The sequence below is a fragment of the Pseudomonas oryzicola genome, from assembly GCF_014269185.2.
GTDB lineage: Bacteria > Pseudomonadota > Gammaproteobacteria > Pseudomonadales > Pseudomonadaceae > Aquipseudomonas > Aquipseudomonas oryzicola.
The window spans coordinates 369950-389565 of record NZ_JABWRZ020000001.1; the positions used below are offsets into that span (position 1 = coordinate 369950).

A 19616-nucleotide genomic window follows, 5' to 3' on the forward strand; every position below is an offset into this window, starting at 1 on the left:
TGCCACGATAGCAGGCTATCGCCAACGCGTGGCATACAGCCGTTGAGCAGGCCTTGATGCAAGGCAATGTGCCATTCGATGCTATGACACTGGCATGACAGTTTCGATTCGTGGCGTCTTGCACAACTATAGTTACACTCAATCGTCCGCGGCTTCCTGTAGGAGTCGGGTGCGGCTATGATGGGCAACGTTTTTTATTGCTTACGACCTTGGAGATTTCCATGAGCGACAAAATCAAACACGTCACCGACGCCAGCTTCGAAGCCGAAGTACTGCAGGCTCAGGGCCCGGTGCTGGTCGACTACTGGGCTGAATGGTGCGGCCCATGCAAGATGATCGCTCCGGTTCTGGACGACATCGCTGCCACCTACGAGGGCAAACTGACCGTCGCCAAACTGAACATCGACGAGAACCAGGAAACTCCGGCCAAGCACGGCGTGCGTGGCATCCCGACGCTGATGCTGTTCAAGAACGGCAATGTCGAGGCCACCAAGGTCGGCGCACTGTCGAAATCGCAGCTGGCCGCGTTCCTCGACGCCCACCTGTGATAGCAAGAAGCCCCGCGAATGCGGGGTTTTTTTTGCCTGCAAAGGTCTGCGGCGGTACGATTTCCACCGTCAAAACCACTAGACGTCGAAAAAAGCAAGTGTTACATTCGGCCTCGCACTGCTTCTCCAGTGCCCTCTACACGCCGTCGCCGAAGCATCCCTAATTCGAATCAGTACGCGATCCTGTCGCCATCTAGCGGCGCGGCTTCATTAAGCCAGAAGCTTAATTCTCCCTTCTTACATGATTACGTCATTCCCCTTATGAACCTGACTGAACTCAAGCAAAAGCCGATTACCGATCTTTTGGAAATGGCCGAACAGATGGGCATCGAAAACATGGCCCGTTCGCGCAAACAGGACGTGATTTTCGCCCTGTTGAAGAAGCACGCGAAAAGCGGCGAAGAGATCTCGGGTGACGGCGTGCTGGAGATTCTCCAGGATGGTTTCGGTTTCCTGCGTTCGGCTGATGCGTCCTACCTGGCCGGCCCCGACGATATCTACGTCTCGCCCAGCCAGATCCGCCGCTTCAACCTGCGTACCGGCGACACCATCGTCGGCAAGATCCGCCCACCGAAGGAAGGGGAGCGTTACTTCGCCCTGCTGAAGGTCGACACCATCAACTTCGACCGCCCGGAAAACGCGAAGAACAAGATCCTGTTCGAAAACCTGACGCCGCTGTTCCCGAACAAGCGCCTGAAGATGGAAGCCGGTAACGGCTCCACCGAAGACCTGACCGGCCGCGTCATCGACCTGTGCGCGCCGATCGGCAAAGGCCAGCGTGGCCTGATCGTGGCGCCGCCGAAGGCCGGCAAGACGATCATGCTGCAGAACATCGCGGCCAACATCACCCGGAACAATCCCGAGTGCCACCTGATCGTCCTGCTGATCGACGAGCGCCCGGAAGAAGTGACCGAAATGCAGCGTACCGTGCGCGGCGAAGTGGTTGCCTCCACCTTCGACGAGCCACCAACCCGCCACGTGCAGGTTGCCGAGATGGTGATCGAGAAGGCCAAGCGCCTGGTCGAGCACAAGAAGGACGTAGTCATCCTGCTCGACTCCATCACCCGTCTGGCGCGTGCCTACAACACCGTGATCCCGAGCTCCGGCAAGGTACTGACCGGTGGTGTCGACGCCCATGCCTTGGAGAAGCCGAAGCGCTTCTTCGGTGCTGCGCGTAACATCGAGGAAGGCGGCTCGCTGACCATCATCGCTACCGCGCTGGTCGAAACCGGCTCGAAGATGGACGAAGTGATCTACGAAGAGTTCAAGGGCACCGGCAACATGGAACTGCCACTGGACCGTCGCATCGCCGAGAAGCGTGTGTTCCCGGCCATCAACATCAACCGCTCGGGTACCCGTCGCGAAGAGCTGCTGACCGCCGACGACGAACTGCAGCGCATGTGGATCCTGCGCAAGCTGCTGCACCCGATGGACGAAATCGCCGCCATCGAGTTCCTGGTCGACAAGCTCAAGCAGACCAAGACCAACGATGAGTTCTTCCTGTCGATGAAGCGCAAGTAAGCGTCCCGGCCAGGTATTGAATGGGGCTGCTTCGCAGCCCATCGCGACACAAGGCCGCTCCTACAGGGAATACGTAACCTGTAGGAGCGGCCTTGTGTCGCGATGGGACGCGAAGCGGCCCCAAGTCATTTTTGGCCACTGAGCCCCGAACGGCGCTACACTCTGCACCCCGACCGATACGGCCAACATGAGGCTCCTGCATGCAGTATCGCGACTTGCGCGACTTCATCCGTGGCCTGGAACAGCGCGGCGAGCTCAAGCGCATCCAGGTTCCGATCTCCCCAGTGCTGGAAATGACCGAGGTCTGCGACCGCACCCTGCGCGCCAAGGGCCCAGCGTTGCTGTTCGAAAAGCCCACCGGCTTCGACATCCCGGTGCTGGGCAACCTGTTCGGCACCCCGGAGCGCGTGGCCATGGGCATGGGCGCCGAATCGGTGGCGGAACTGCGCGAAATCGGCAAGCTGCTGGCCTTCCTCAAGGAGCCCGAGCCGCCGAAAGGCCTGAAGGACGCTTGGTCCAAGCTGCCGATCTTCAAGAAAGTCGTGTCGATGGCGCCAAAGGTGGTCAAGGACGCGGTGTGCCAGGAAGTGGTGGTCGAGGGTGACGATGTCGACCTCGGGGCACTGCCGATCCAGCACTGCTGGCCGGGCGACGTCGCACCGCTGATCACCTGGGGGCTCACCGTCACCCGTGGCCCGAACAAGGACCGCCAGAACCTGGGCATCTATCGCCAGCAGGTGATCGGCCGCAACAAGGTCATCATGCGCTGGCTCAGCCACCGTGGCGGTGCCCTGGACTACCGCGAGTGGTGCGAGAAGCACCCCGGCCAGCCGTTCCCGGTCGCCGTGGCCCTGGGGGCGGACCCGGCAACCATCCTTGGCGCGGTGACGCCGGTGCCGGATACCCTGTCGGAATATGCCTTCGCCGGCCTGCTGCGTGGCAACCGTACCGAGCTGGTCAAGTGCCGGGGCAGCAGCCTGCAGGTGCCGGCCACCGCCGAGATCATTCTGGAAGGGGTGATCCACCCGGGCGAGATGGCCCCGGAAGGCCCGTATGGCGACCACACCGGCTATTACAACGAAGTGGACAGCTTCCCGGTGTTCACCGTCGAGCGCATCACCCACCGGCAGAAACCGATCTACCACAGCACCTATACCGGCCGCCCACCGGATGAGCCGGCGATTCTCGGTGTGGCACTGAACGAAGTGTTCGTGCCGATCCTGCAAAAGCAGTTCCCGGAAATTGTCGACTTCTACCTGCCGCCGGAAGGCTGTTCGTACCGCATGGCGGTGGTCACCATGAAAAAGCAGTACCCAGGCCACGCCAAGCGCGTGATGCTGGGTGTGTGGTCGTTCCTGCGACAGTTCATGTACACCAAGTTCGTTATTGTCACCGACGATGACATCAACGCCCGCGACTGGAACGATGTGATCTGGGCCATCACCACGCGCATGGACCCCAAGCGTGATACGGTAATGATCGACAACACGCCTATCGACTACCTCGACTTTGCGTCGCCGGTATCGGGGTTGGGGTCGAAGATGGGCCTGGACGCCACGCACAAGTGGCCGGGCGAGACGACACGCGAATGGGGGCGGGTCATCGTCAAGGACGAAGCCGTTACCCGCCGTATTGATGAGCTGTGGGATCAGTTGGGAATAGATTGATGCAGGTAACGTTGCAGCCGTCCGGGGCGGTGCTGGCGCTCGAACCCGGGGAACGGATCCTGGATGGAGCGCGGCGGCTGGGCTATGACTGCCCGAACAGCTGCCGCAATGGCAATTGCCATGTTTGCGCCGCGTTGCTGGTCGAAGGCCGGGTTTGCCAGGATGGCGAGGTCCGCGACCATGGTGAGCTGTTTACCTGCATAGCCGAACCGCTGGAGGACTGCGTGTTGCTCTGGGATGGTGTGCTCGCCCTGGGCGAGCTGCCGGTGCGCAAGCTGGCATGCAGCGTCAGTGAGTGCGTCGAGGTGGGTGGCGATGTTTGGCGTGTGCGCTTGCTCGCACCAGCCGGCAAGCCGCCGCGCTATCACGCTGGGCAATACCTGATGATCGAGCGCGACGGTGGCAAGCAGGCGGCGTTTTCGCTGGCTTCCGCCCCTCATTCCGGGCGTGAGCTGGAGTTGCATGTGCTGGCGCGCGAGCCCAGCGCGGTGCAACTGATTGCCCAGCTGCAGCGCGACCGCCTGGCGCGCATCGAAATGCCGTTCGGCGACACCCACCTGGCCGAGCTGCCTGACGGGCCGCTGGTGCTGATCGCCGCCGGCACAGGCATGGGCCAGATGCACAGCCTGGTCGAGCATTGCCGGGCGCAGGGCTTCCGCCACCCGGTGCACCTGTACTGGGGCGTGCGCCGGCCCGAGGACTTCTACCAGATCGACCATTGGCAAGAATGGCAGCGCCTGCCCAACCTGTTCCTGCATCAGGTCGTCAGCGACCTGTGCGGCTGGGAAGGCCGTTGCGGCATGCTGCATGAGGCGGTCTGCGAAGACATTGCCGACCTCAATACCGTGCATGTCTATGCCAGCGGCTCGCCAAACATGATCTATGCCACCCTCGATGCCCTGGTCGAAGCTGGCATGGATGCGCACCGCATGCGCGCAGATGTGTTTGCCTACGCCCCGCGCGGTTAATAACCAAAGTTTCAAAGTGCGGCCATAAGGCGGTAATTGTTACCGCCTTGGCTAATAACTTTCATGCTGCCTGGAATAATAATTCCCAATCGTCGGAATGCCCGATGAAAATTTCGACATATACTTGAGCTAGTGCACCGGTCTGCCTTAGGTTATGCATGACTCCCCTGCGGGAGCTGGCTTGCCGGCGACAAGGTCGGCACAGGCGGTACATTACGACTGCCTCGAATCGTTTTTTCGCTACATGTGTAGTTCACAGGGAATCATGGCGGCAGCTTATGTCGGCACTTGAAAGTTCGTCCTGGAAAGTTACTTATCCTCCCTCGCTCGACTTCGGTCAGCAACTGACCCACGAGCAACTGTACAACTCCATGCAGAGCACCATGTCTCGCCATCAGGGTGGGCCGGTCTGGCTGTTTGCCTATGGTTCTTTGATATGGCGACCAGAGTGCAACTCCGTGGAACGCCAGCGCGCCCGGGTGCACGGTTACCACCGGGGCTTGTATTTGTGGTCGCACGAACACCGCGGCACCCCGGAAACTCCTGGGCTGGTATTCGGCCTGGACCGGGGTGGCTCCTGCAGCGGCTTTGCCTACCGGTTGGATGAAAGCAACCTGGACGACTCACTGATGGCCCTGTGGCAACGCGAGATGCCGTATCCGGCGTATCGGCCACATTGGCTCAACTGCCGGCTGGGTGATGGCAGCAAGGTACAGGCGCTGGGCTTTGTGCTGGAACGGCACTTGCCGTGCTATGCCGGGAACCTGCCGGACACCTTGCTGAGCCAGATCCTGGCCAGCGCCAAGGGGCGCTATGGCACCACGCGTGACTATGTCGAGCAGACCTTGAATGCCCTGCGTAGTCACCAGATGCCCGATCGCAACCTCGAGGCGCGGTTCCGCCGTTGCCATAAACTGCGCGAAGTTTGATACCTGCCAGGGTCCGATCGCCGGCAAGCCGGCGATTGCACCTTCCAGGCAAAAAATACCTGAGCCTTACCGGGCCAGCACCACCAACTTACCCACAGCCTTCCGCTGCCCCAGCCTTTCAATGGCCGCGCCGGCCTCAGCCAGTGGATAAGTCTGCGACACCAGCGGCTTCAGCTTGCCTTCGGCATGCCAGGCAAACAATTGTTGGAAGTTGGCCGCATTGTCCTGTGGCTGGCGTTGGGCGAACGCCCCCCAGAACACCCCCAGCACCGCTGCGCCCTTGAGCAACACCAGGTTGGCTGCAAGCTGCGGGATGGTCCCACTGGCAAAGCCTACCACCAACAGCCGACCATTCCAGGCCAGCCCGCGTACCGCCTGCTCGAACAGCTCACCGCCGACCGGATCATAGATCACGTCCACGCCCTGGCCGCCGGTCAGGCGCTTGATCTCGTCACGCAGGCTGGCCTGGCTGTAGTCGATCAGTTCATCGGCGCCGGCCGCCTTGGCCACGGCCAGTTTTTCCGTACTGCTGGCCGCCGCGATCACGCGCGCGCCCATGGCCTTGCCGATCTCCACCGCCGCCAGGCCGACCCCACCGGATGCACCCAGTACCAGCAGGGTTTCGCCCGCCTGCAGCTGGCCACGCTGGCGCAGGGCATGCATGGAGGTGCCGTAGGTCATGCCGAATGCTGCAGCGGTGGTGAAGTCCATGCTCGCCGGCATCGGCAACACGTTGTAGAACGGCACCGCCACCTGTTCCGCGAACGCCCCCCAGCCGGTGAGCGCCATGACCCGGTCGCCGACCTTGAACGCGCCGGCCTGTTCTCCGACTGCGGCGACCACGCCTGCCGCCTCACCGCCGGGAGAGAATGGCAAGGGTGGCTGGAACTGGTACTTGCCTTCGATGATCAGGGTGTCGGGAAAGTTGACCCCGGCAGCCTGTACATCCAGCAGAATCTCGTTCTTCTTCGGTACCGGGCTGGCTACCTCTTCCAGCACCAGGTCACGCGCCGGGCCCAGGGTTTTGCACAACACAGCTTTCATCGGGGCTATTCCTTTGCGGGTAGTGGCCGATAAGTGTAGGAGGGCCGTCTTACCGGTCAACGAGCATGGCCCGTCCTGATGGCGCGGCATAAGCCCGGGCTTGGGTTTGAGCGGTGGGCTGGGTAAGCTGGCGACAACTGTATTGAGGAGCGAATTCGTGAAAGCGTGGATCTTGATGGTGCTGGCGCTGCTGCTGCCGGCTGCGGCCATGGCCGAGGAAGCCAAGGAAGGGGCGCCCAAGGTTGCCTACATCAGCCTGAGCCCGCCCTTTGTCGGCAACTATGCCCTCGACGGCAGCCCGCGGCTGCGCGTGTACAAGGCCGATGTGGCCCTGCGCGTAACCGGCGACGAAGCCGCCAAGGCGGTGAAGCACCACGAACCGTTGATCCGCAACCAGCTGGTGGCGCTGTTTACCCAGCAGTCGGTGGAAAGCATGAGCAATGTCGAGGCCAAGGAGCATCTGCGCCAGGAAGCGCTGAAGCAGGTGCAGCAGGTGATGGAAGCGGAAGAGGGCAAACCGATCGTTGAAGACTTGCTGTTCAATAACCTGATTGTGCAGTGACCGGTAAGCCGGCTCTCTCAGGAACAGTGCATCCGGACTGTGGCGCAATCCCTGTGGGAGCGGCTTTAGCCGCGAAGAATCCAACGCGGTGCGTGGCACCGGCTGCGCCGGTGTTCGCGGGTAAACCCGCTCCCACAGGAATCGCGCAATCTTTCAGATTTTGAGCCGGGTATGCTTGGGTCAGGACGCCAGGCTACGGCGAAACCGTGCCAGGGCCACGCTGAAGAACACCAGGCCGATCACGGCCAGTGCCAGAATGTCCGGCCATACCACTGTCCACCCGGCATCACGGAACAGGATTGCCGCGCCAAGGCTGACGAAGTGCGTCGATGGCGAACCCTGCATCACCCATTGCAACCACTGCGGCATGCTGTCCAGTGGTGTGCTGCCGCCAGACAGCAACAGCATCGGAATGATCACCGGGATCGCCAGCAGGCCGAACTGCGGCGTCGAACGCGCCAGGGTGGCGAGGAAGATGCCCAAGGCGGTACTGGCGAACAGGTACAGCGCAGTCACCGCCAGGAACAACCCCATCGAGCCGGACAGCGGTACGCCCAGCGCACCCTTGACCACCACCAGCAGTGAAATCCAGGTGCAGATCACTACCACCAGCGCATTGCTGGCGATTTTCGCCAGCATGATTTCCAGGGCGGTCAGCGGCAGCACCAGCAGGTGGTCGAGGGTCCCATGCTCGCGCTCGCGCAGCAGTGCGGTGCCTGTGAGGATGATGGCCAGGATGGTGATGTTGTTGACGATCTGTATCACCGCCAGAAACCAGCCACCCTCCAGGTTCGGATTGAACAGGGCCTTGGCATTGATCGCGATCGGGCTCTGTGCGTCCGCCCGCTGGCCATAGTCGAGCAGCTCGCGCTCGAAGATGCGGCCGATATAGCCGGCGCCCATGAACGCCTGGCTCATGGCCGTGGCATCGACGTTGATCTGCAGCTCCGGCGAGCGCCCGGCCAGCAGGTCGCTCTGGAAGTTCACCGGCACATTGATGACGAAGGTGTACTGGCCGCTGTCCATGGCCTGGTCCAGGCGCCCAGGGGGCAGCGGCACGGCGGGCTGGAACTCGGGCGGCTGCAAGGCCTCGCTGAGCTTGCGGGACAGCAGGCTGTGGTCTTCGTCGACCACCGCGACGCTGGCGTTGTGCACGCCGATCACCGAACCGGCTGCCGGCATGTAGATGGCCACGCTGAAGGCGTAAAGCAGGAACAGCAGCAACACACTGTCGTGGCGCAGGCTGGTCAGTTCCTTGAGGCCCAGGCGCAGGGTGTGGCTCAGGTGCGACATGTCAGGCCTCCTGCTTCTTCAGCATGGCCAGGCTGAGGCCGGTGAATACGGTGAAGAAGCCCAGCAGGATCAGGCACTGCGGCCACAGTTCGCGCAGGCCCAGCGCCTTGGTGAAGGTGCCCACCGCAATATCGAGAAAGTAGCCCGCCGGGAACAACTGACCCATCACCGCCGCCGCGCCGTCCAGCGACGAGCGTGGCACGATCAGGCCGGAAAACTGGATGGTCGGCAGGCTGGTGATGATCATGGTGCCGAGGATGGCGGCGATCTGGGTGCGGGTAAAAGCCGAGATCAGCAGGCCCAGGCTGGTGGTCGCCAGCAGGTAGGCCACGCCGCCACAGGCCAGGGCCAGCACGCTGCCCTTGAGCGGTACGGCGAACAGCCAGCGGTTCATCGCCACCAGCAGTACCAGGTTTACCAGGCTTACCGCCAGGTAGGGCATCTGCTTGCCGAGCAGGAACTCCAGGCGGGTGAGCGGTGTGGCGTAAAAGTTGGTGATGGCGCCAAGCTCTTTCTCGCGGACGATACCCAGCGCGGTAAGCATGGCCGGGATGAAGGCCAGGATCAGTGCCATCACACCTGGGCCGATGGCGTTCACGCTGACCACGTCCTGGTTGTAGCGGAAACGTGTTTCCAGGCGCACCAGCTCCTGGCGTGGCTGGGGCTGTTTGCTGGCCTTCGCCAGTTGTTCGAGGTTGGCCTGGTGCACGGCCTCCACGTAATTGCGGCTGGTTTCGGCACGGAACGGCATGCCGCCGTCGAGCCAGGCGGCCACCACCGGTTGGCGGCCGGCATACAGGTCGCGGCCAAAACCGGGCGGAATTTCCAGCGCCAGCTTTATTTCCGAGCGCTGCAGGCGCTGGTGCATGTCGCGGGAATCGCGGATGGGCGGTTGCTCGGCGAAATAGCGCGAACCACGAAAGGCTTCGAGGTAGGCGCGGCTTTGCGGGCTCTGATCCTGATCGTGTACGGCGAAGGCGAGGTTTTCCACATCCAGCGAAATGCCATAACCGAAGATCACCATCATGAACATCGCGCCCAACAAGGCGAAGGCCAGGCGCACCTTGTCGCGCAGCAGCTCCTTGCCCTCACGGCTGGCCACCGCCAGCAGGCGCCGCAGGCTGAAGCCCTGGCGTAGCGCCGGTGCAGGCGTGGCGGCCTGCTCCAGCACCGTATTCTCGGTAGCCTGGGGGGCTAGCTCCTGGGCCTGTTCCAGGCAGCGTACGAACGCGTTTTCCAGGGTATCGCCCTGGTACTGGCGCTGGAGGGCATCCGGCGTGTCGCAGGCCAGTACCCGACCGGCATGCATCAGCGAGATGCGGTCGCAGCGTTGAGCTTCGTTCATGAAGTGGGTGGACAGGAAAATGGTCACGCCTTGCTCACGCGACAGTTCCACCAGCAGGCGCCAGAAGTCGTCGCGGGCTGCCGGGTCGACACCAGAGGTGGGTTCGTCGAGGATCAGCACTTCCGGGCGGTGCAATACCGCGACCGCCAGCGACAGACGCTGGCGCAGGCCGAGGGGCAGGGCGCCAGACGGTTGGTCGGCGATGGCGCCGAGGTCGAAACGCTCGATCAGCTCATCGATGCGCTGGGCGCTCTCTGCCTTGGGCAGGTCGAACAGGCGTGCATGCAGGGTCAGGTTCTGCCGTGTGCTGAGCTCACCATACAGCGAGAAACTCTGCGACATGAAGCCGGCCCGCTTGCGCGTGGCCAGGTCGCTGGCATCCACCGGGCGGCCGAGCAGGCTGGCGCTGCCCTCGCTGGCCGGCATCAGGCCGGTGAGCACTTTCATGGTAGTGGTCTTGCCGCAGCCGTTGGAGCCGAGGAAGCCGAAAATTTCCCCGCGGCCAATGGCGAAACTGACCTTGTTCACCGCCGTGAAGTCGCCAAAGCGCAGGGTCAGGTCGTGGGCTTCGATCGCCACCGGGCCGTCAGACGTCGGGCGTGGCGGGATGCTCAGCGGCGGGTGTTGCGCCTTGCCCGCGCCCTGGTAATGGGTGAAGGCGTCGTCCAGCTTGCCGCTGGGGGTGGCCGCAGCCAGTTCCTGGCTAGGCCCGGCGGCCAGCAGGCGGCCGCCGTCGAGCATCAGGCAATGCTCGAACTGTTCGGCTTCTTCCATGTACGCGGTGGCCACCAGCAGGGTCAGTTGCGGGCGCTGCGCGCGAACCTGTTCGACTAGCTCCCAGAAGCGCCGCCGCGACAGCGGGTCGACGCCGGTGGTCGGCTCATCGAGGATCAGCAGGTCAGGCTCGTGGATCAATGCGCAACACAGGCCCAGTTTCTGTTTCATGCCGCCTGACAGCTTGCCTGCCGGACGCTCGGCGAAGCGCTGCAGGTCGGTGGCCTGCAGCAGGTTGGCCATGCGCTGCTCGCATTCGCGGCGGCCGAGGCCGAACAGGGTGGCGAAAAAGCGGATGTTCTCGCTGATCGACAGTTCCGGATAAAGGTTGTTGCCCAACCCTTGCGGCATGAATGCCACTTTGGGGTACAGCGCCGCGCGGTGGCGCCGCTGACGGATCGAACCACCCAGTACCTGCAGTTCGCCCTGTTGCAGGCGCTTGACCCCGGCGATCAGGCCCAGCAGGGTCGACTTGCCAGCCCCGTCGGGGCCGATCAGCGCGCAGCGGGTGCCAGCCGGCAGGCTGAAGCCGAGGGAGTGCAGTGCCGCCAGGTCGCCATAGCAGTGGCTGATTCCTTCGGCCAGCAGTGCCGGGGCGTTCATTGCAGGTTGGCCGGCCAGTCCACTTCAGCCGTGCGTACATAGCCGGCGCCTGGCATGCCCGGTTTGGCCTGCGGCACGGCGCCCGGGTCACTCAGGCGCAGTTTGACCCGGAACACCAGCTTCTGCCGCTCGTCGCGGGTTTCAACCTGCTTGGGGGTGAACTGGGCCTTGGCGGCGACAAAGGCCACCTTCGCCGGCAGCGCCCGCTCGGGCAGGGCGTCGAGCACGATGCGCGCCTGATCGCCGACCGTCAGGCGGCCGCTGGTAGAGGCCGGCAGGTACAGGTTCATGTACTGGTCGCTGGGGTCGATCAGCATCAGTACGCGGCCGCCGGCCCCCAGCACTTCACCGGGTTCGGCCAGGCGCAGTTGAATGATGCCGTCGATGGGCGCACGCAGGCTGCTGTCGTCGATTTCGCTGGTGAGCTGCGCGACCTGGGCTTCGGCAGCACCGATGGCAGCCTTGATGGCCGCCAGCTGGGCGCGGGCGGCGACCACGGCTGCGTTTGCCGTGTCGAAGCGGGCCTGCTGCTGGTCGAGCAGCTGCTGGCTGGCGTATTTGCGCTGGAAAATCTCGCGCACACGCTTGAGTTCCTGGCTGGCCAGCAGCAGTTCGCTCTGGCGCAACTGCACGCTGGCCTGGGCGGCGGCGTAGTTTTCGCGGGCACGCAGCACTTCGGCTTCGGCCTGGCTGCGTTGGGCTTCCAGGGTGCGCGTGTCGATACGTGCAAGCAATTGCCCGCGGGTTACCTTGTCACCTTCATCGACCAGCACTTCGGCCAGGCGACCGGGGATTTTGCTGGCGATTTGGACTTCGGTGGCTTCGAGGCGGCCGTTGCCCATGCTCAGGCCTTCAGGCAACTGATCGTGCAGCGACTTCCAGTACCCCAGCCCAGCGGCTGCCGCAAGCAGGGCAAGCAGCGCGGTGGCGAAGATTCTGGGGGCGTATCGGTTCATCGTTCTGCATCCTTGCGGTCATGCACACTGCATCATGGCCTGCGGCCATGCGTGGTGTGTTGATATTGGTCAAACCCATGACTGGGCCGCAGGGCGGCGCCATCTGGTTCATGACCTTAGCCGCAGTTTCAACGCAAAGCGACAATCACTGCCCATTGCTCCGGAGTCACCGGCATCACCGACAGGCGGCTGCCCTTCTGCACCAGCGGCAGTTCGGCCAGGCCGGCCTGCTGTTTAAGCCAGCCCAGTTCCAGTACCCGTGGCAGCGTCTGTACATGGGCCACATCCACCGCGCTCCAGGGGTTTTTCTCCGGCGTGGCCTTGGCATCGTGATAAGGGCTTTGCGGGTCCAGCGCGGTCGGGTCCGGGTAGGCTGCGCGGGTGATTCTGGCAATGCCGGCGATGCCTGGTTGCGGGCAGCTGGAGTGGTAGAAGAAAAATTCGTCGCCAACACTCATGGCCCGCAGGAAGTTACGTGCCTGGTAGTTGCGCACGCCGTCCCAGCGCGCTTCGCCGAGGCGGCCGAGGGCTTCGATGGAGAGCTCGTCGGGCTCGGATTTCATCAGCCAGTAGGCCATGCAGGTGCTCCTGAAAAGGTTTGAAATAACCTGTTGCACGAAACCGACAGCCGGTTGACGTCAAGGTTTGCGTGTAGACGCAGGTTGTCGGAAAATGCGCCCCGATAAAAGCACGATGCTCCGGCGGTACCCAGAAAATCGCCGAGCGCTGGACAGTTTGCCGGGGGGGCAATCTTCGATGAATCAACGCAACAAGCCAGACTTGCTGTGGGTGTTGGTGTTCATTTTCGGCCTGGGTGTGGTCACTACCGGTTATGCGCAAGGGTTCTGGGAGCGCAAGCTGGACAGCGCCTACCAGATGCCGGTCGACGCCAGCCAGCCACAACGTTGATACCCTCGCTGGTGCCCTTCAACGTGGCGCCAGGTACCAGCCGCGGTCCGAGACCGTGCCCTGCAGCGGTACATCCCAACTGGCCTGCGCCAGCCGCTCGACCTTCTGGCATTCATGCGCCAGCCCTAACAGCAATGGCTTTTTCCAGGTCTGGCGACGCGCCTGGTAGGCCAGGCTGCGATCATAAAAACCGCCGCCCATGCCCAGGCGCCCGCCCACTTCGTCGAAACCGACCAGCGGTAGCAGGATCAGGTCCAGCGACCAGATCGGGCGCTGGCGCTTGCGCTCGGTGACTGGCTCGGGAATGCGGAAGCGGTTGGGCTTGAGTTTTTCACCCGGTTCGAAGCGCTGGAATACCATCCGCGTGCGTGGCCAGGCGTGGAGTACCGGCAAGTAGACACGCTTGCCACGGCGCTGGGCCTCGCGCAGCAGCAGGGCAGGGTCGATTTCGCCGTCATTGGGCAGGTACAGGGCAATGTGCCGGGCCCGGCGGAACAGCGGGTGTTGCGCCAGCTGGCGGTACAGGCCGACAGCGGCCTGGCGTTGCTGGGCCGGGGTGAGGGCGCGGCGGGCATTGCGCAGCAGGCGACGAAGCTGCGGGCGGGTGAGCGGCGCGGTGTCGGTCATGGCACGAGCGGTCCCAAGTGTGTTGGTCGACATGGCCGACCAAAACGAATTGCCCGCCGGTAGAGGCGGGCAAAGAGAATTCAGGCTCCCCGATAAGACCGCTATCGGTGTAGCCCTTGAACCCGAAAGTTCAAGGTGGAGATTGCAGGGGGCGTTAAGGCTTTCCGTCGGGCGGACATGCACACCGGCCCCAGCGTGCAACCCCCGTGGTTGTGCGTATCGGCTCAGGGACATAACCGACTGGCGCATCCCCCAGGGAGTGGCGCCAGTATACCAACCTCAGCCGATTTTGGTATCCGCATCGTCGGACAGCGCCTGATCGACCCGCTCCAGCAGGTCGCGCACCTGTTCGCGGGTGGTACTGCTGGCCGGTGCATCATTGCGGTCTTCCCGGCGGTGCAGCATTTCGTGGGTGATGTTCAACGCAGCCATGACCGCGATGCGGTCGGCGCCGATCACCTTGCCGCTGCTGCGGATCTCGCGCATCTTGCCGTCCAGGTAGCGCGCCGCGCTGACCAGGTTGTTGCGCTCCTCCGGCGGGCAGATGATCGAATATTCCTTGTCGAGGATCTGCACGGTGACGCTATTGCTTGAACTCATGAGTCTTGCTCCAGAGCCTTGAGGCGTAAAATCATCGACTCGACCTTGCGCCTGGCGATCTCGTTCTTTTCGATGAGGTGGGCGCGCTCTTCGCGCCAGGATTTTTCCTGAGCTACTAGGAGTGCATTTTGCCGTTTTAGTTGCTCGACGCGTTGGATCAGCAACTCGAATCGGCTCATCAGTGCCTGCAGGTCGTTCTCTTGCGTGGGTTGCACTCGATTCGCTCCGTCGTTGAGTCACCGTGGCGATGATGATGCCTCTCGCCGGGCGGCGACGGCCAGTGCCGATGGTCTTGGCGCGCCTGCCGGTGCTAGGATACAAGGTCTCCATTCTAGTCATTGCGCCGTCTGGCGCCTAGCTGCCCATGCCCAATACCCAATCGCCCTACATCGCCTTCGCCATGCTGCTGTCCAGCAATGGCCATCCTGTCACCCCGGCCGAACTGCACGGCCTGCTGATCGGCCGCAGTTGCGCCGGTGCCGGCTTCGACGCCGAAGGCTGGCTGGCCGATGCCGCCCAGTTGCTGGAAACCGAACCTGGCGACACTGTGCGCAACGCCCTGGTCGGCCTGCAGGAAATGGTCAAGGGTGAGCTGACCAGCGACGACATGGCGATCGTCCTGCTGCTGCCTTCCGACGACGCTGCCCTGGGCGACCGTGCCACCGCGCTTGGCCAGTGGTGCCAGGGTTTCATTACCGGTTTCGGTCTGAATGCCGGTGGCAAGGACCTGTCCGACGAGGCCAAGGAAGTACTGCAGGACCTGGTGGCCATTTCCCAGGTCCAGGAAGCCCTCGAAGAGTCCGAGGACGGCGAGAGCGACTACATGGAGGTCATGGAATACCTGCGTGTGGCGCCACTGCTGCTGTTCTCCGAGCTGGCCAAGCCGGCCGCCCCCGCGCCCAAGCCATCGCTGCACTGATCAACCGGGGTAGTCTGCCCATGAGCCACATTCCCAAAGCCGAATATGCCCGTCGGCGCAAGGCGCTGATGGCGCAGATGGTCCCCAACAGCATCGCCATCCTGCCCGCCGCTGCGGTTGCCATTCGTAACCGCGACGTCGAGCATGTGTACCGCCAGGACAGCGACTTCCAGTACCTCAGCGGCTTCCCCGAGCCGGAGGCGGTGATCGCGCTGATCCCGGGGCGCGAGCATGGCGAATACGTGCTGTTCTGCCGCGAACGCAACCCCGAGCGCGAGCTGTGGGACGGCCTGCGCGCCGGCCAGGAGGGCGCGATGCGCGACTTCGGCGCCGACGATGCCTTCCCCATCACCGACATCGACGAGATCCTGCCGGGCCTTATCGAAGGCCGTGAGCGGGTCTACAGCGCCATGGGCAGCAACCCCGAATTCGACCGCCGGCTGATGGACTGGATCAACGTGATCCGCTCCAAGGCACGCCTGGGCGCCCAGCCGCCGAACGAGTTCGTTGCGCTGGATCATCTGCTGCACGACATGCGCCTGTATAAATCAGCGGCGGAAGTGAAGGTGATGCGCGCCGCCGCAGACATCTCGGCACGGGCCCACGTGCGGGCCATGCAGGCTTGTCGGGCCGGGCTGCATGAATACAGCCTGGAAGCCGAACTGGACTACGAGTTCCGCAAGGGCGGGGCGAAGATGCCGGCCTACGGCTCGATCGTCGCGGCCGGGCGCAATGCCTGCATCCTGCATTACCAGCAGAACGACGCGCCGCTCAAGGATGGCGACCTGGTGCTGATCGATGCCGGCTGCGAGATCGACTGCTACGCCAGCGACATCACCCGTACCTTTCCGGTCAGCGGGCGTTTTTCGCCCGAACAGAAGGCCATCTACGAGTTGGTGCTCAAGGCCCAGGCCGCGGCGTTTGCCGAGATCGCCCCGGGCAAGCACTGGAACCACGCGCATGAGGCGACCGTGCGGGTGATTACCGAGGGCCTGGTGGAACTGGGCCTGCTGCAGGGCGAAGTGCAGGCCTTGATCGACAGTGAGGCCTATCGCGCCTTCTACATGCACCGCGCCGGGCACTGGCTGGGCATGGATGTGCATGACGTAGGCGAGTACAAGGTTGGCGGCGAATGGCGGGTGCTTGAACCCGGCATGGCGCTGACCGTCGAGCCGGGCATCTACATCGGCGCCGACAATCAGGCGGTGGCAAAGAAGTGGCGCGGCATCGGTGTAAGAATCGAGGATGACGTGGTGGTGACCAGGCAAGGCTGTGAAATCCTGACTTCGGGCGTGCCGCGCACGGTCGCCGAGATCGAGGCGCTGATGCAGGCTGCGCGCAGGGACGTCGCATGAGCCGGGTGAATCTGGCGATCATCGGTGGCGGCCTGGTCGGTGCAAGCCTGGCCCTGGCCCTGCAGGCCGGGGCCAAGGCGCGTGGCTGGAAAATCCTGCTGATCGAGCCGTTCGCCCCGGGCGACAGCTTCCAGCCCAGCTATGATGCGCGGTCATCGGCGCTGTCGTTCGGCACCCGGCAGATCTACCAGCAGTTGGGCTTGTGGCAGGCGATCGAGTGCCGCGCCGAGCCGATCCGGCAGATTCACGTTTCCGACCGTGGCCGCTTCGGCGCTACCCGCCTGGATGCCCAGGAAGAAGGCGTGCCGGCGCTGGGCTACGTGGTGGAGAACGCCTGGTTGGGCCAATGCCTGTGGCAAGGGCTGGACAGCGAAGTGGTGAGCTGGCGCTGCCCGGCGGAAGTGACCTCGATGCAGGCAATCGAAGGTGGCTACCGGCTGATGCTGAACGACGACACTCAGCTCGAATGTGACCTGGCGGTGCTTGCCGACGGCGGCCGCTCCGGCCTGCGCGAACAGCTGGGCATCCATGTGCGTCACACGCCTTACCAACAAAGCGCGTTGATCGCCAACGTCACCCCGGGCGAGGCCCACGGTGGCCAAGCCTTCGAGCGTTTCACCGAAGACGGCCCCATGGCCTTGCTGCCGCTGCCGGAAAACCGCTGCGCGCTGGTCTGGACCCGCCAGGGCATGGATGCGCGGCGCCTGGCCGATATCGACGAGCGCCACTTCCTGCGCGAGTTGCAGGCGGTGTTCGGCTACCGCCTGGGCGCGCTGCGCCAGGTCGGCGTGCGGCACCTCTACCCGTTGTCGTTGATCGAGGCCGAGGAGCAGGTGCGGCCGCACCTGGTGGTGCTGGGCAACGCCGCGCACAGCCTGCACCCCATTGCCGGGCAGGGTTTCAACCTGTCACTGCGTGACGTGCAGGCGCTGGCCGAAGCACTGCTGGCCGGCCCTCAGCGGCCTGGCGACCTGAGCACCCTGCAGGCTTACCAACAGCGCCAGCGCCTGGACCAGGCCCTGACCATCGGTTTTTCCGATCAGGTTACCCGCTTGTTCGGCAGCAGCCAGCCGTTGCTGGCCGCCGGGCGCAACCTCGGGCTGCTTGGGCTCGACCTGCTGCCGCCGGCGAAAAGCTGGTTTGCCCGCCAGGCCATGGGCCTGGGCACCCGCCCCGATTCGCGGGGGCAGGCATGACCGCTGATGCACGCCGGCTGGCGCGCCGGGCGCGCCTGTTGCGTTGGCGCCTGAACCTGTTCCCGCCGCATCTCGGCGCTGGTATCCGCGTGCAGCACATCAGCGCAGACCTGCGCAGCGTCAAGGTAGCGATGAAGCTGACCCGCTGGAACCGCAACTACGTCGGTACCCAGTGCGGCGGCAGCCTGTACGGGATGGTCGACCCGTTCTACATGCTGTTGCTGATCGAGCAACTGGGGCGTGACTACATCGTCTGGGACAAGGCCGCCAGCATCGATTTCATTTCACCGGGCAAAGGCCCGGTGTATGCCGAACTCCACGTCGATGATGAGTTGCTGGACGAGATTCGCCAGCAGACCGCCACTGGCAAGAAGTGCCTGCCGCGACTGCAGGTCGATATTCGCGACGGCGCCGGCGAGCTGGTGGCGCGGGTCGATAAAACCCTATATGTGCGGCTCAAGCCGCAAGCGAGGCTGGCGTAAGGCATGGAAATGCGCGCAGATCTGTTGATTGTCGGTGCTGGTATGGTCGGCAGCGCCCTGGCCCTGGCGTTACGCCACAGTGGCTTGCAAATCCTCTTGCTCGACGGCGGCCCGTTGGCGGTCAAGCCGTTCGATGCCCAGGCCCCGTTCGAGCCGCGTGTCAGCGCGCTGTCGGCAGCCAGCCAGCGCATCCTCGAGCGCCTGGGCGCCTGGGATGGCATTGCCCGGCGGCGGGCCACACCGTACTCGGACATGCATGTGTGGGATGGCAGCGGCACCGGCCAGATCCATTTCTCGGCCGCCAGCGTGCATGCCCAGGTGCTTGGCCATATCGTCGAGAACCGGGTGGTGCAGGATGGCCTGCTGGAGCGCCTGCATGACAGCGACATCGGTCTGCTGCCCAACGCGCGGCTCGAACAGCTGCGCCGCTCGGGCGATGAATGGCTGCTGACCCTGGCTGATGGCCGCCGGCTGCGCGCGCCGCTGGTGATCGCGGCCGACGGTGCCAACTCGGCGGTGCGCCGCCTGGCTGGCTGCGAAACCCGCGAGTGGGATTATCTGCACCATGCCATCGTCACCAGCGTGCGCTGCAGCGCCGGGCACCAGGCCACGGCCTGGCAGCGTTTCACCGATGAGGGGCCGTTGGCCTTCCTGCCGTTGACCCGCAACGGCGGGCAAGACTGGTGCTCGATCGTCTGGTCGACCACGCCGGAGCATGCCGAGCAGTTGATGGCACTGGATGAAGCGGCCTTCGTGAAGGCACTGCAGCAGGCTTTCGAGGGGCGCCTGGGGGATGTGCTGCAGGCCGACCCGCGGGTGTGCGTGCCGTTGCGCCAGCGCCACGCCAAGCGCTATGTGGATGAGGGCCTGGCCTTGATCGGCGATGCAGCGCATACCATCCACCCGTTGGCTGGGCAGGGTGTCAACCTGGGCTTCCTCGATGCGGCAGTGCTGGCCGAGGTGCTGGCCAATGCCTGCGAGCGTGGCGAGCGGCTGGCGGATGTGAAAGTGCTGAGCCGTTACGAGCGCCGGCGCATGCCGCATAACCTGGCGCTGATGGCGGCGATGGAAGGGTTCGAGCGGTTGTTCCAGGCCAACCCGTTGCCGTTGCGCTGGTTGCGTAACAGTGGGTTGAAGCTGGTGCAGCAGATGCCGGAGGCCAAGGCGCTGTTTGTGCGCCAGGCGCTGGGTTTGAGCGGTGACCTGCCGGATCTGGCCAAGGCTTGAGATTGTCGGGGGCTGCGCAGCAGCCCCTCTGCAACATCCAGTAACGGCTAGGTGGATGAGCCGGAAAATGGGATTCACTACCATTTGCGCC

Annotated in this window: 20 protein-coding genes and 1 other RNA gene; 12 read left to right on the plus strand and 9 right to left on the minus strand. The window is 63.8% G+C overall.

Features of this window, described 5'->3' with window-relative positions; genetic code table 11:
- Positions 1-221: 221 nt before the first annotated feature.
- The 5 genes from trxA to HU760_RS01760 all read left to right on the plus strand — a co-directional run bounded on the left by trxA (position 222) and on the right by HU760_RS01760 (position 5633).
- A complete protein-coding gene (gene trxA, locus HU760_RS01740) occupies positions 222-548 on the plus strand; it encodes a thioredoxin TrxA (protein ID WP_056794137.1) in 327 nt (108 codons plus the stop codon).
- 261 nt (positions 549-809) lie between these two features.
- Positions 810-2069: a transcription termination factor Rho gene (gene rho / locus HU760_RS01745; RefSeq protein WP_003253661.1), complete on the plus strand. Its 1260-nt coding sequence runs from the start codon at positions 810-812 to the stop codon at positions 2067-2069.
- A gap of 200 nt (positions 2070-2269) precedes the next feature.
- Entirely contained in the window at positions 2270-3736 is a 1467-nt protein-coding gene (ubiD, locus tag HU760_RS01750; RefSeq protein WP_170033669.1) for a 4-hydroxy-3-polyprenylbenzoate decarboxylase, read from the plus strand.
- The gene (locus HU760_RS01755) at positions 3736-4704 is read left to right on the plus strand and encodes a CDP-6-deoxy-delta-3,4-glucoseen reductase (RefSeq protein WP_186671962.1); all 969 of its coding nucleotides are present in this window, start codon (positions 3736-3738) and stop codon (positions 4702-4704) included. The genes ubiD and HU760_RS01755 overlap by 1 nt, the downstream gene beginning before the upstream one ends.
- Before the next feature lie 278 nt (positions 4705-4982).
- Positions 4983-5633: a gamma-glutamylcyclotransferase gene (locus tag HU760_RS01760; protein ID WP_186671964.1), complete on the plus strand. Its 651-nt coding sequence runs from the start codon at positions 4983-4985 to the stop codon at positions 5631-5633.
- Positions 5634-5699: 66 nt separating this feature from the next.
- Here HU760_RS01760 and HU760_RS01765 read toward each other — a convergent pair whose 3' ends face one another.
- Positions 5700-6677: an NADPH:quinone oxidoreductase family protein gene (locus tag HU760_RS01765; RefSeq protein WP_186671966.1), complete on the minus strand. Its 978-nt coding sequence runs from the start codon at positions 6675-6677 to the stop codon at positions 5700-5702.
- Positions 6678-6834: 157 nt separating this feature from the next.
- Between HU760_RS01765 and HU760_RS01770 the strand changes: the two genes are divergently transcribed.
- The gene (locus HU760_RS01770) at positions 6835-7239 is read left to right on the plus strand and encodes a flagellar basal body-associated protein FliL (protein ID WP_170033661.1); all 405 of its coding nucleotides are present in this window, start codon (positions 6835-6837) and stop codon (positions 7237-7239) included.
- 180 nt (positions 7240-7419) lie between these two features.
- On the opposite strand, the gene HU760_RS01775 is transcribed toward HU760_RS01770, so the two are convergent.
- The 4 genes from HU760_RS01775 to HU760_RS01790 form a co-directional block, all read right to left on the minus strand.
- Complete coding sequence (locus tag HU760_RS01775; RefSeq protein WP_186671968.1) at positions 7420-8532, minus strand: ABC transporter permease; 1113 nt, start codon at positions 8530-8532, stop codon at positions 7420-7422.
- Between the two features lies 1 nt (position 8533).
- The gene (gene rbbA, locus HU760_RS01780; protein WP_186671969.1) at positions 8534-11254 is read right to left on the minus strand and encodes a ribosome-associated ATPase/putative transporter RbbA; all 2721 of its coding nucleotides are present in this window, start codon (positions 11252-11254) and stop codon (positions 8534-8536) included.
- Positions 11251-12210, minus strand: a complete 960-nt coding sequence (locus tag HU760_RS01785) for an HlyD family secretion protein (protein WP_186671971.1) — start codon at positions 12208-12210, stop codon at positions 11251-11253. The genes rbbA and HU760_RS01785 overlap by 4 nt, the downstream gene beginning before the upstream one ends.
- 128 nt (positions 12211-12338) lie before the next feature.
- Positions 12339-12788 (minus strand): EVE domain-containing protein, encoded by a 450-nt coding sequence (locus HU760_RS01790; protein WP_186671973.1) that lies wholly within the window; start codon positions 12786-12788, stop codon positions 12339-12341.
- Positions 12789-12966: 178 nt separating this feature from the next.
- Between HU760_RS01790 and HU760_RS01795 the strand changes: the two genes are divergently transcribed.
- Positions 12967-13119: a hypothetical protein gene (locus HU760_RS01795; protein ID WP_186671975.1), complete on the plus strand. Its 153-nt coding sequence runs from the start codon at positions 12967-12969 to the stop codon at positions 13117-13119.
- Between the two features lie 18 nt (positions 13120-13137).
- Here HU760_RS01795 and HU760_RS01800 read toward each other — a convergent pair whose 3' ends face one another.
- The 4 genes from HU760_RS01800 to HU760_RS01815 all read right to left on the minus strand — a co-directional run bounded on the left by HU760_RS01800 (position 13138) and on the right by HU760_RS01815 (position 14525).
- Positions 13138-13746, minus strand: a complete 609-nt coding sequence (locus HU760_RS01800; RefSeq protein ID WP_186671977.1) for a 5-formyltetrahydrofolate cyclo-ligase — start codon at positions 13744-13746, stop codon at positions 13138-13140.
- Positions 13747-13828: 82 nt separating this feature from the next.
- A non-coding RNA gene (ssrS, locus tag HU760_RS01805) (6S RNA) lies at positions 13829-14008 on the minus strand.
- 17 nt (positions 14009-14025) lie between these two features.
- Positions 14026-14346, minus strand: coding sequence for a cell division protein ZapA (locus HU760_RS01810; protein WP_186671979.1), 321 nt, complete (start codon positions 14344-14346; stop codon positions 14026-14028).
- Entirely contained in the window at positions 14343-14525 is a 183-nt protein-coding gene (locus HU760_RS01815; protein ID WP_170034340.1) for a TIGR02449 family protein, read from the minus strand. The genes HU760_RS01810 and HU760_RS01815 overlap by 4 nt, the downstream gene beginning before the upstream one ends.
- A gap of 185 nt (positions 14526-14710) precedes the next feature.
- On the opposite strand from HU760_RS01815, the gene HU760_RS01820 reads away from it, so the two are divergent.
- From HU760_RS01820 to HU760_RS01840, 5 genes are read left to right on the plus strand one after another with little or no spacing between them, the layout of a single operon-like run.
- Positions 14711-15265, plus strand: coding sequence for a YecA/YgfB family protein (locus HU760_RS01820; protein WP_186671981.1), 555 nt, complete (start codon positions 14711-14713; stop codon positions 15263-15265).
- A gap of 20 nt (positions 15266-15285) precedes the next feature.
- A complete protein-coding gene (gene pepP, locus HU760_RS01825) occupies positions 15286-16620 on the plus strand; it encodes a Xaa-Pro aminopeptidase (protein ID WP_186671983.1) in 1335 nt (444 codons plus the stop codon).
- On the plus strand, positions 16617-17816 hold the full coding sequence (gene ubiH, locus HU760_RS01830; protein ID WP_186671985.1) for a 2-octaprenyl-6-methoxyphenyl hydroxylase: 1200 nt from the start codon (positions 16617-16619) through the stop codon (positions 17814-17816). Before pepP ends, ubiH begins: the two co-directional genes overlap by 4 nt.
- The gene (locus tag HU760_RS01835; RefSeq protein WP_186671986.1) at positions 17813-18298 is read left to right on the plus strand and encodes a DUF4442 domain-containing protein; all 486 of its coding nucleotides are present in this window, start codon (positions 17813-17815) and stop codon (positions 18296-18298) included. Before ubiH ends, HU760_RS01835 begins: the two co-directional genes overlap by 4 nt.
- A gap of 9 nt (positions 18299-18307) precedes the next feature.
- Positions 18308-19525: a 2-octaprenyl-3-methyl-6-methoxy-1,4-benzoquinol hydroxylase gene (locus HU760_RS01840; protein ID WP_186671988.1), complete on the plus strand. Its 1218-nt coding sequence runs from the start codon at positions 18308-18310 to the stop codon at positions 19523-19525.
- The last annotated feature ends 91 nt before the right edge of the window (positions 19526-19616 follow it).

Coding starts and splice junctions, on each gene's coding strand:
- HU760_RS01835 (WP_186671986.1), top strand. CDS start 17,813: ATGACCGCTGATGCACGCCGGCTGGCGCGCCGGGCGCGCCTGTTGCGT.
- HU760_RS01820 (WP_186671981.1), top strand. CDS start 14,711: ATGCCCAATACCCAATCGCCCTACATCGCCTTCGCCATGCTGCTGTCC.
- HU760_RS01810 (WP_186671979.1), bottom strand. CDS start 14,346: ATGAGTTCAAGCAATAGCGTCACCGTGCAGATCCTCGACAAGGAATAT.
- HU760_RS01755 (WP_186671962.1), top strand. CDS start 3,736: ATGCAGGTAACGTTGCAGCCGTCCGGGGCGGTGCTGGCGCTCGAACCC.
- HU760_RS01785 (WP_186671971.1), bottom strand. CDS start 12,210: ATGAACCGATACGCCCCCAGAATCTTCGCCACCGCGCTGCTTGCCCTG.
- HU760_RS01790 (WP_186671973.1), bottom strand. CDS start 12,788: ATGGCCTACTGGCTGATGAAATCCGAGCCCGACGAGCTCTCCATCGAA.
- pepP (WP_186671983.1), top strand. CDS start 15,286: ATGAGCCACATTCCCAAAGCCGAATATGCCCGTCGGCGCAAGGCGCTG.
- ubiH (WP_186671985.1), top strand. CDS start 16,617: ATGAGCCGGGTGAATCTGGCGATCATCGGTGGCGGCCTGGTCGGTGCA.
- HU760_RS01800 (WP_186671977.1), bottom strand. CDS start 13,746: ATGACCGACACCGCGCCGCTCACCCGCCCGCAGCTTCGTCGCCTGCTG.
- trxA (WP_056794137.1), top strand. CDS start 222: ATGAGCGACAAAATCAAACACGTCACCGACGCCAGCTTCGAAGCCGAA.
- rbbA (WP_186671969.1), bottom strand. CDS start 11,254: ATGAACGCCCCGGCACTGCTGGCCGAAGGAATCAGCCACTGCTATGGC.
- ubiD (WP_170033669.1), top strand. CDS start 2,270: ATGCAGTATCGCGACTTGCGCGACTTCATCCGTGGCCTGGAACAGCGC.
- rho (WP_003253661.1), top strand. CDS start 810: ATGAACCTGACTGAACTCAAGCAAAAGCCGATTACCGATCTTTTGGAA.
- HU760_RS01795 (WP_186671975.1), top strand. CDS start 12,967: ATGAATCAACGCAACAAGCCAGACTTGCTGTGGGTGTTGGTGTTCATT.
- HU760_RS01840 (WP_186671988.1), top strand. CDS start 18,308: ATGCGCGCAGATCTGTTGATTGTCGGTGCTGGTATGGTCGGCAGCGCC.
- HU760_RS01760 (WP_186671964.1), top strand. CDS start 4,983: ATGTCGGCACTTGAAAGTTCGTCCTGGAAAGTTACTTATCCTCCCTCG.
- HU760_RS01775 (WP_186671968.1), bottom strand. CDS start 8,532: ATGTCGCACCTGAGCCACACCCTGCGCCTGGGCCTCAAGGAACTGACC.
- HU760_RS01815 (WP_170034340.1), bottom strand. CDS start 14,525: ATGAGCCGATTCGAGTTGCTGATCCAACGCGTCGAGCAACTAAAACGG.
- HU760_RS01765 (WP_186671966.1), bottom strand. CDS start 6,677: ATGAAAGCTGTGTTGTGCAAAACCCTGGGCCCGGCGCGTGACCTGGTG.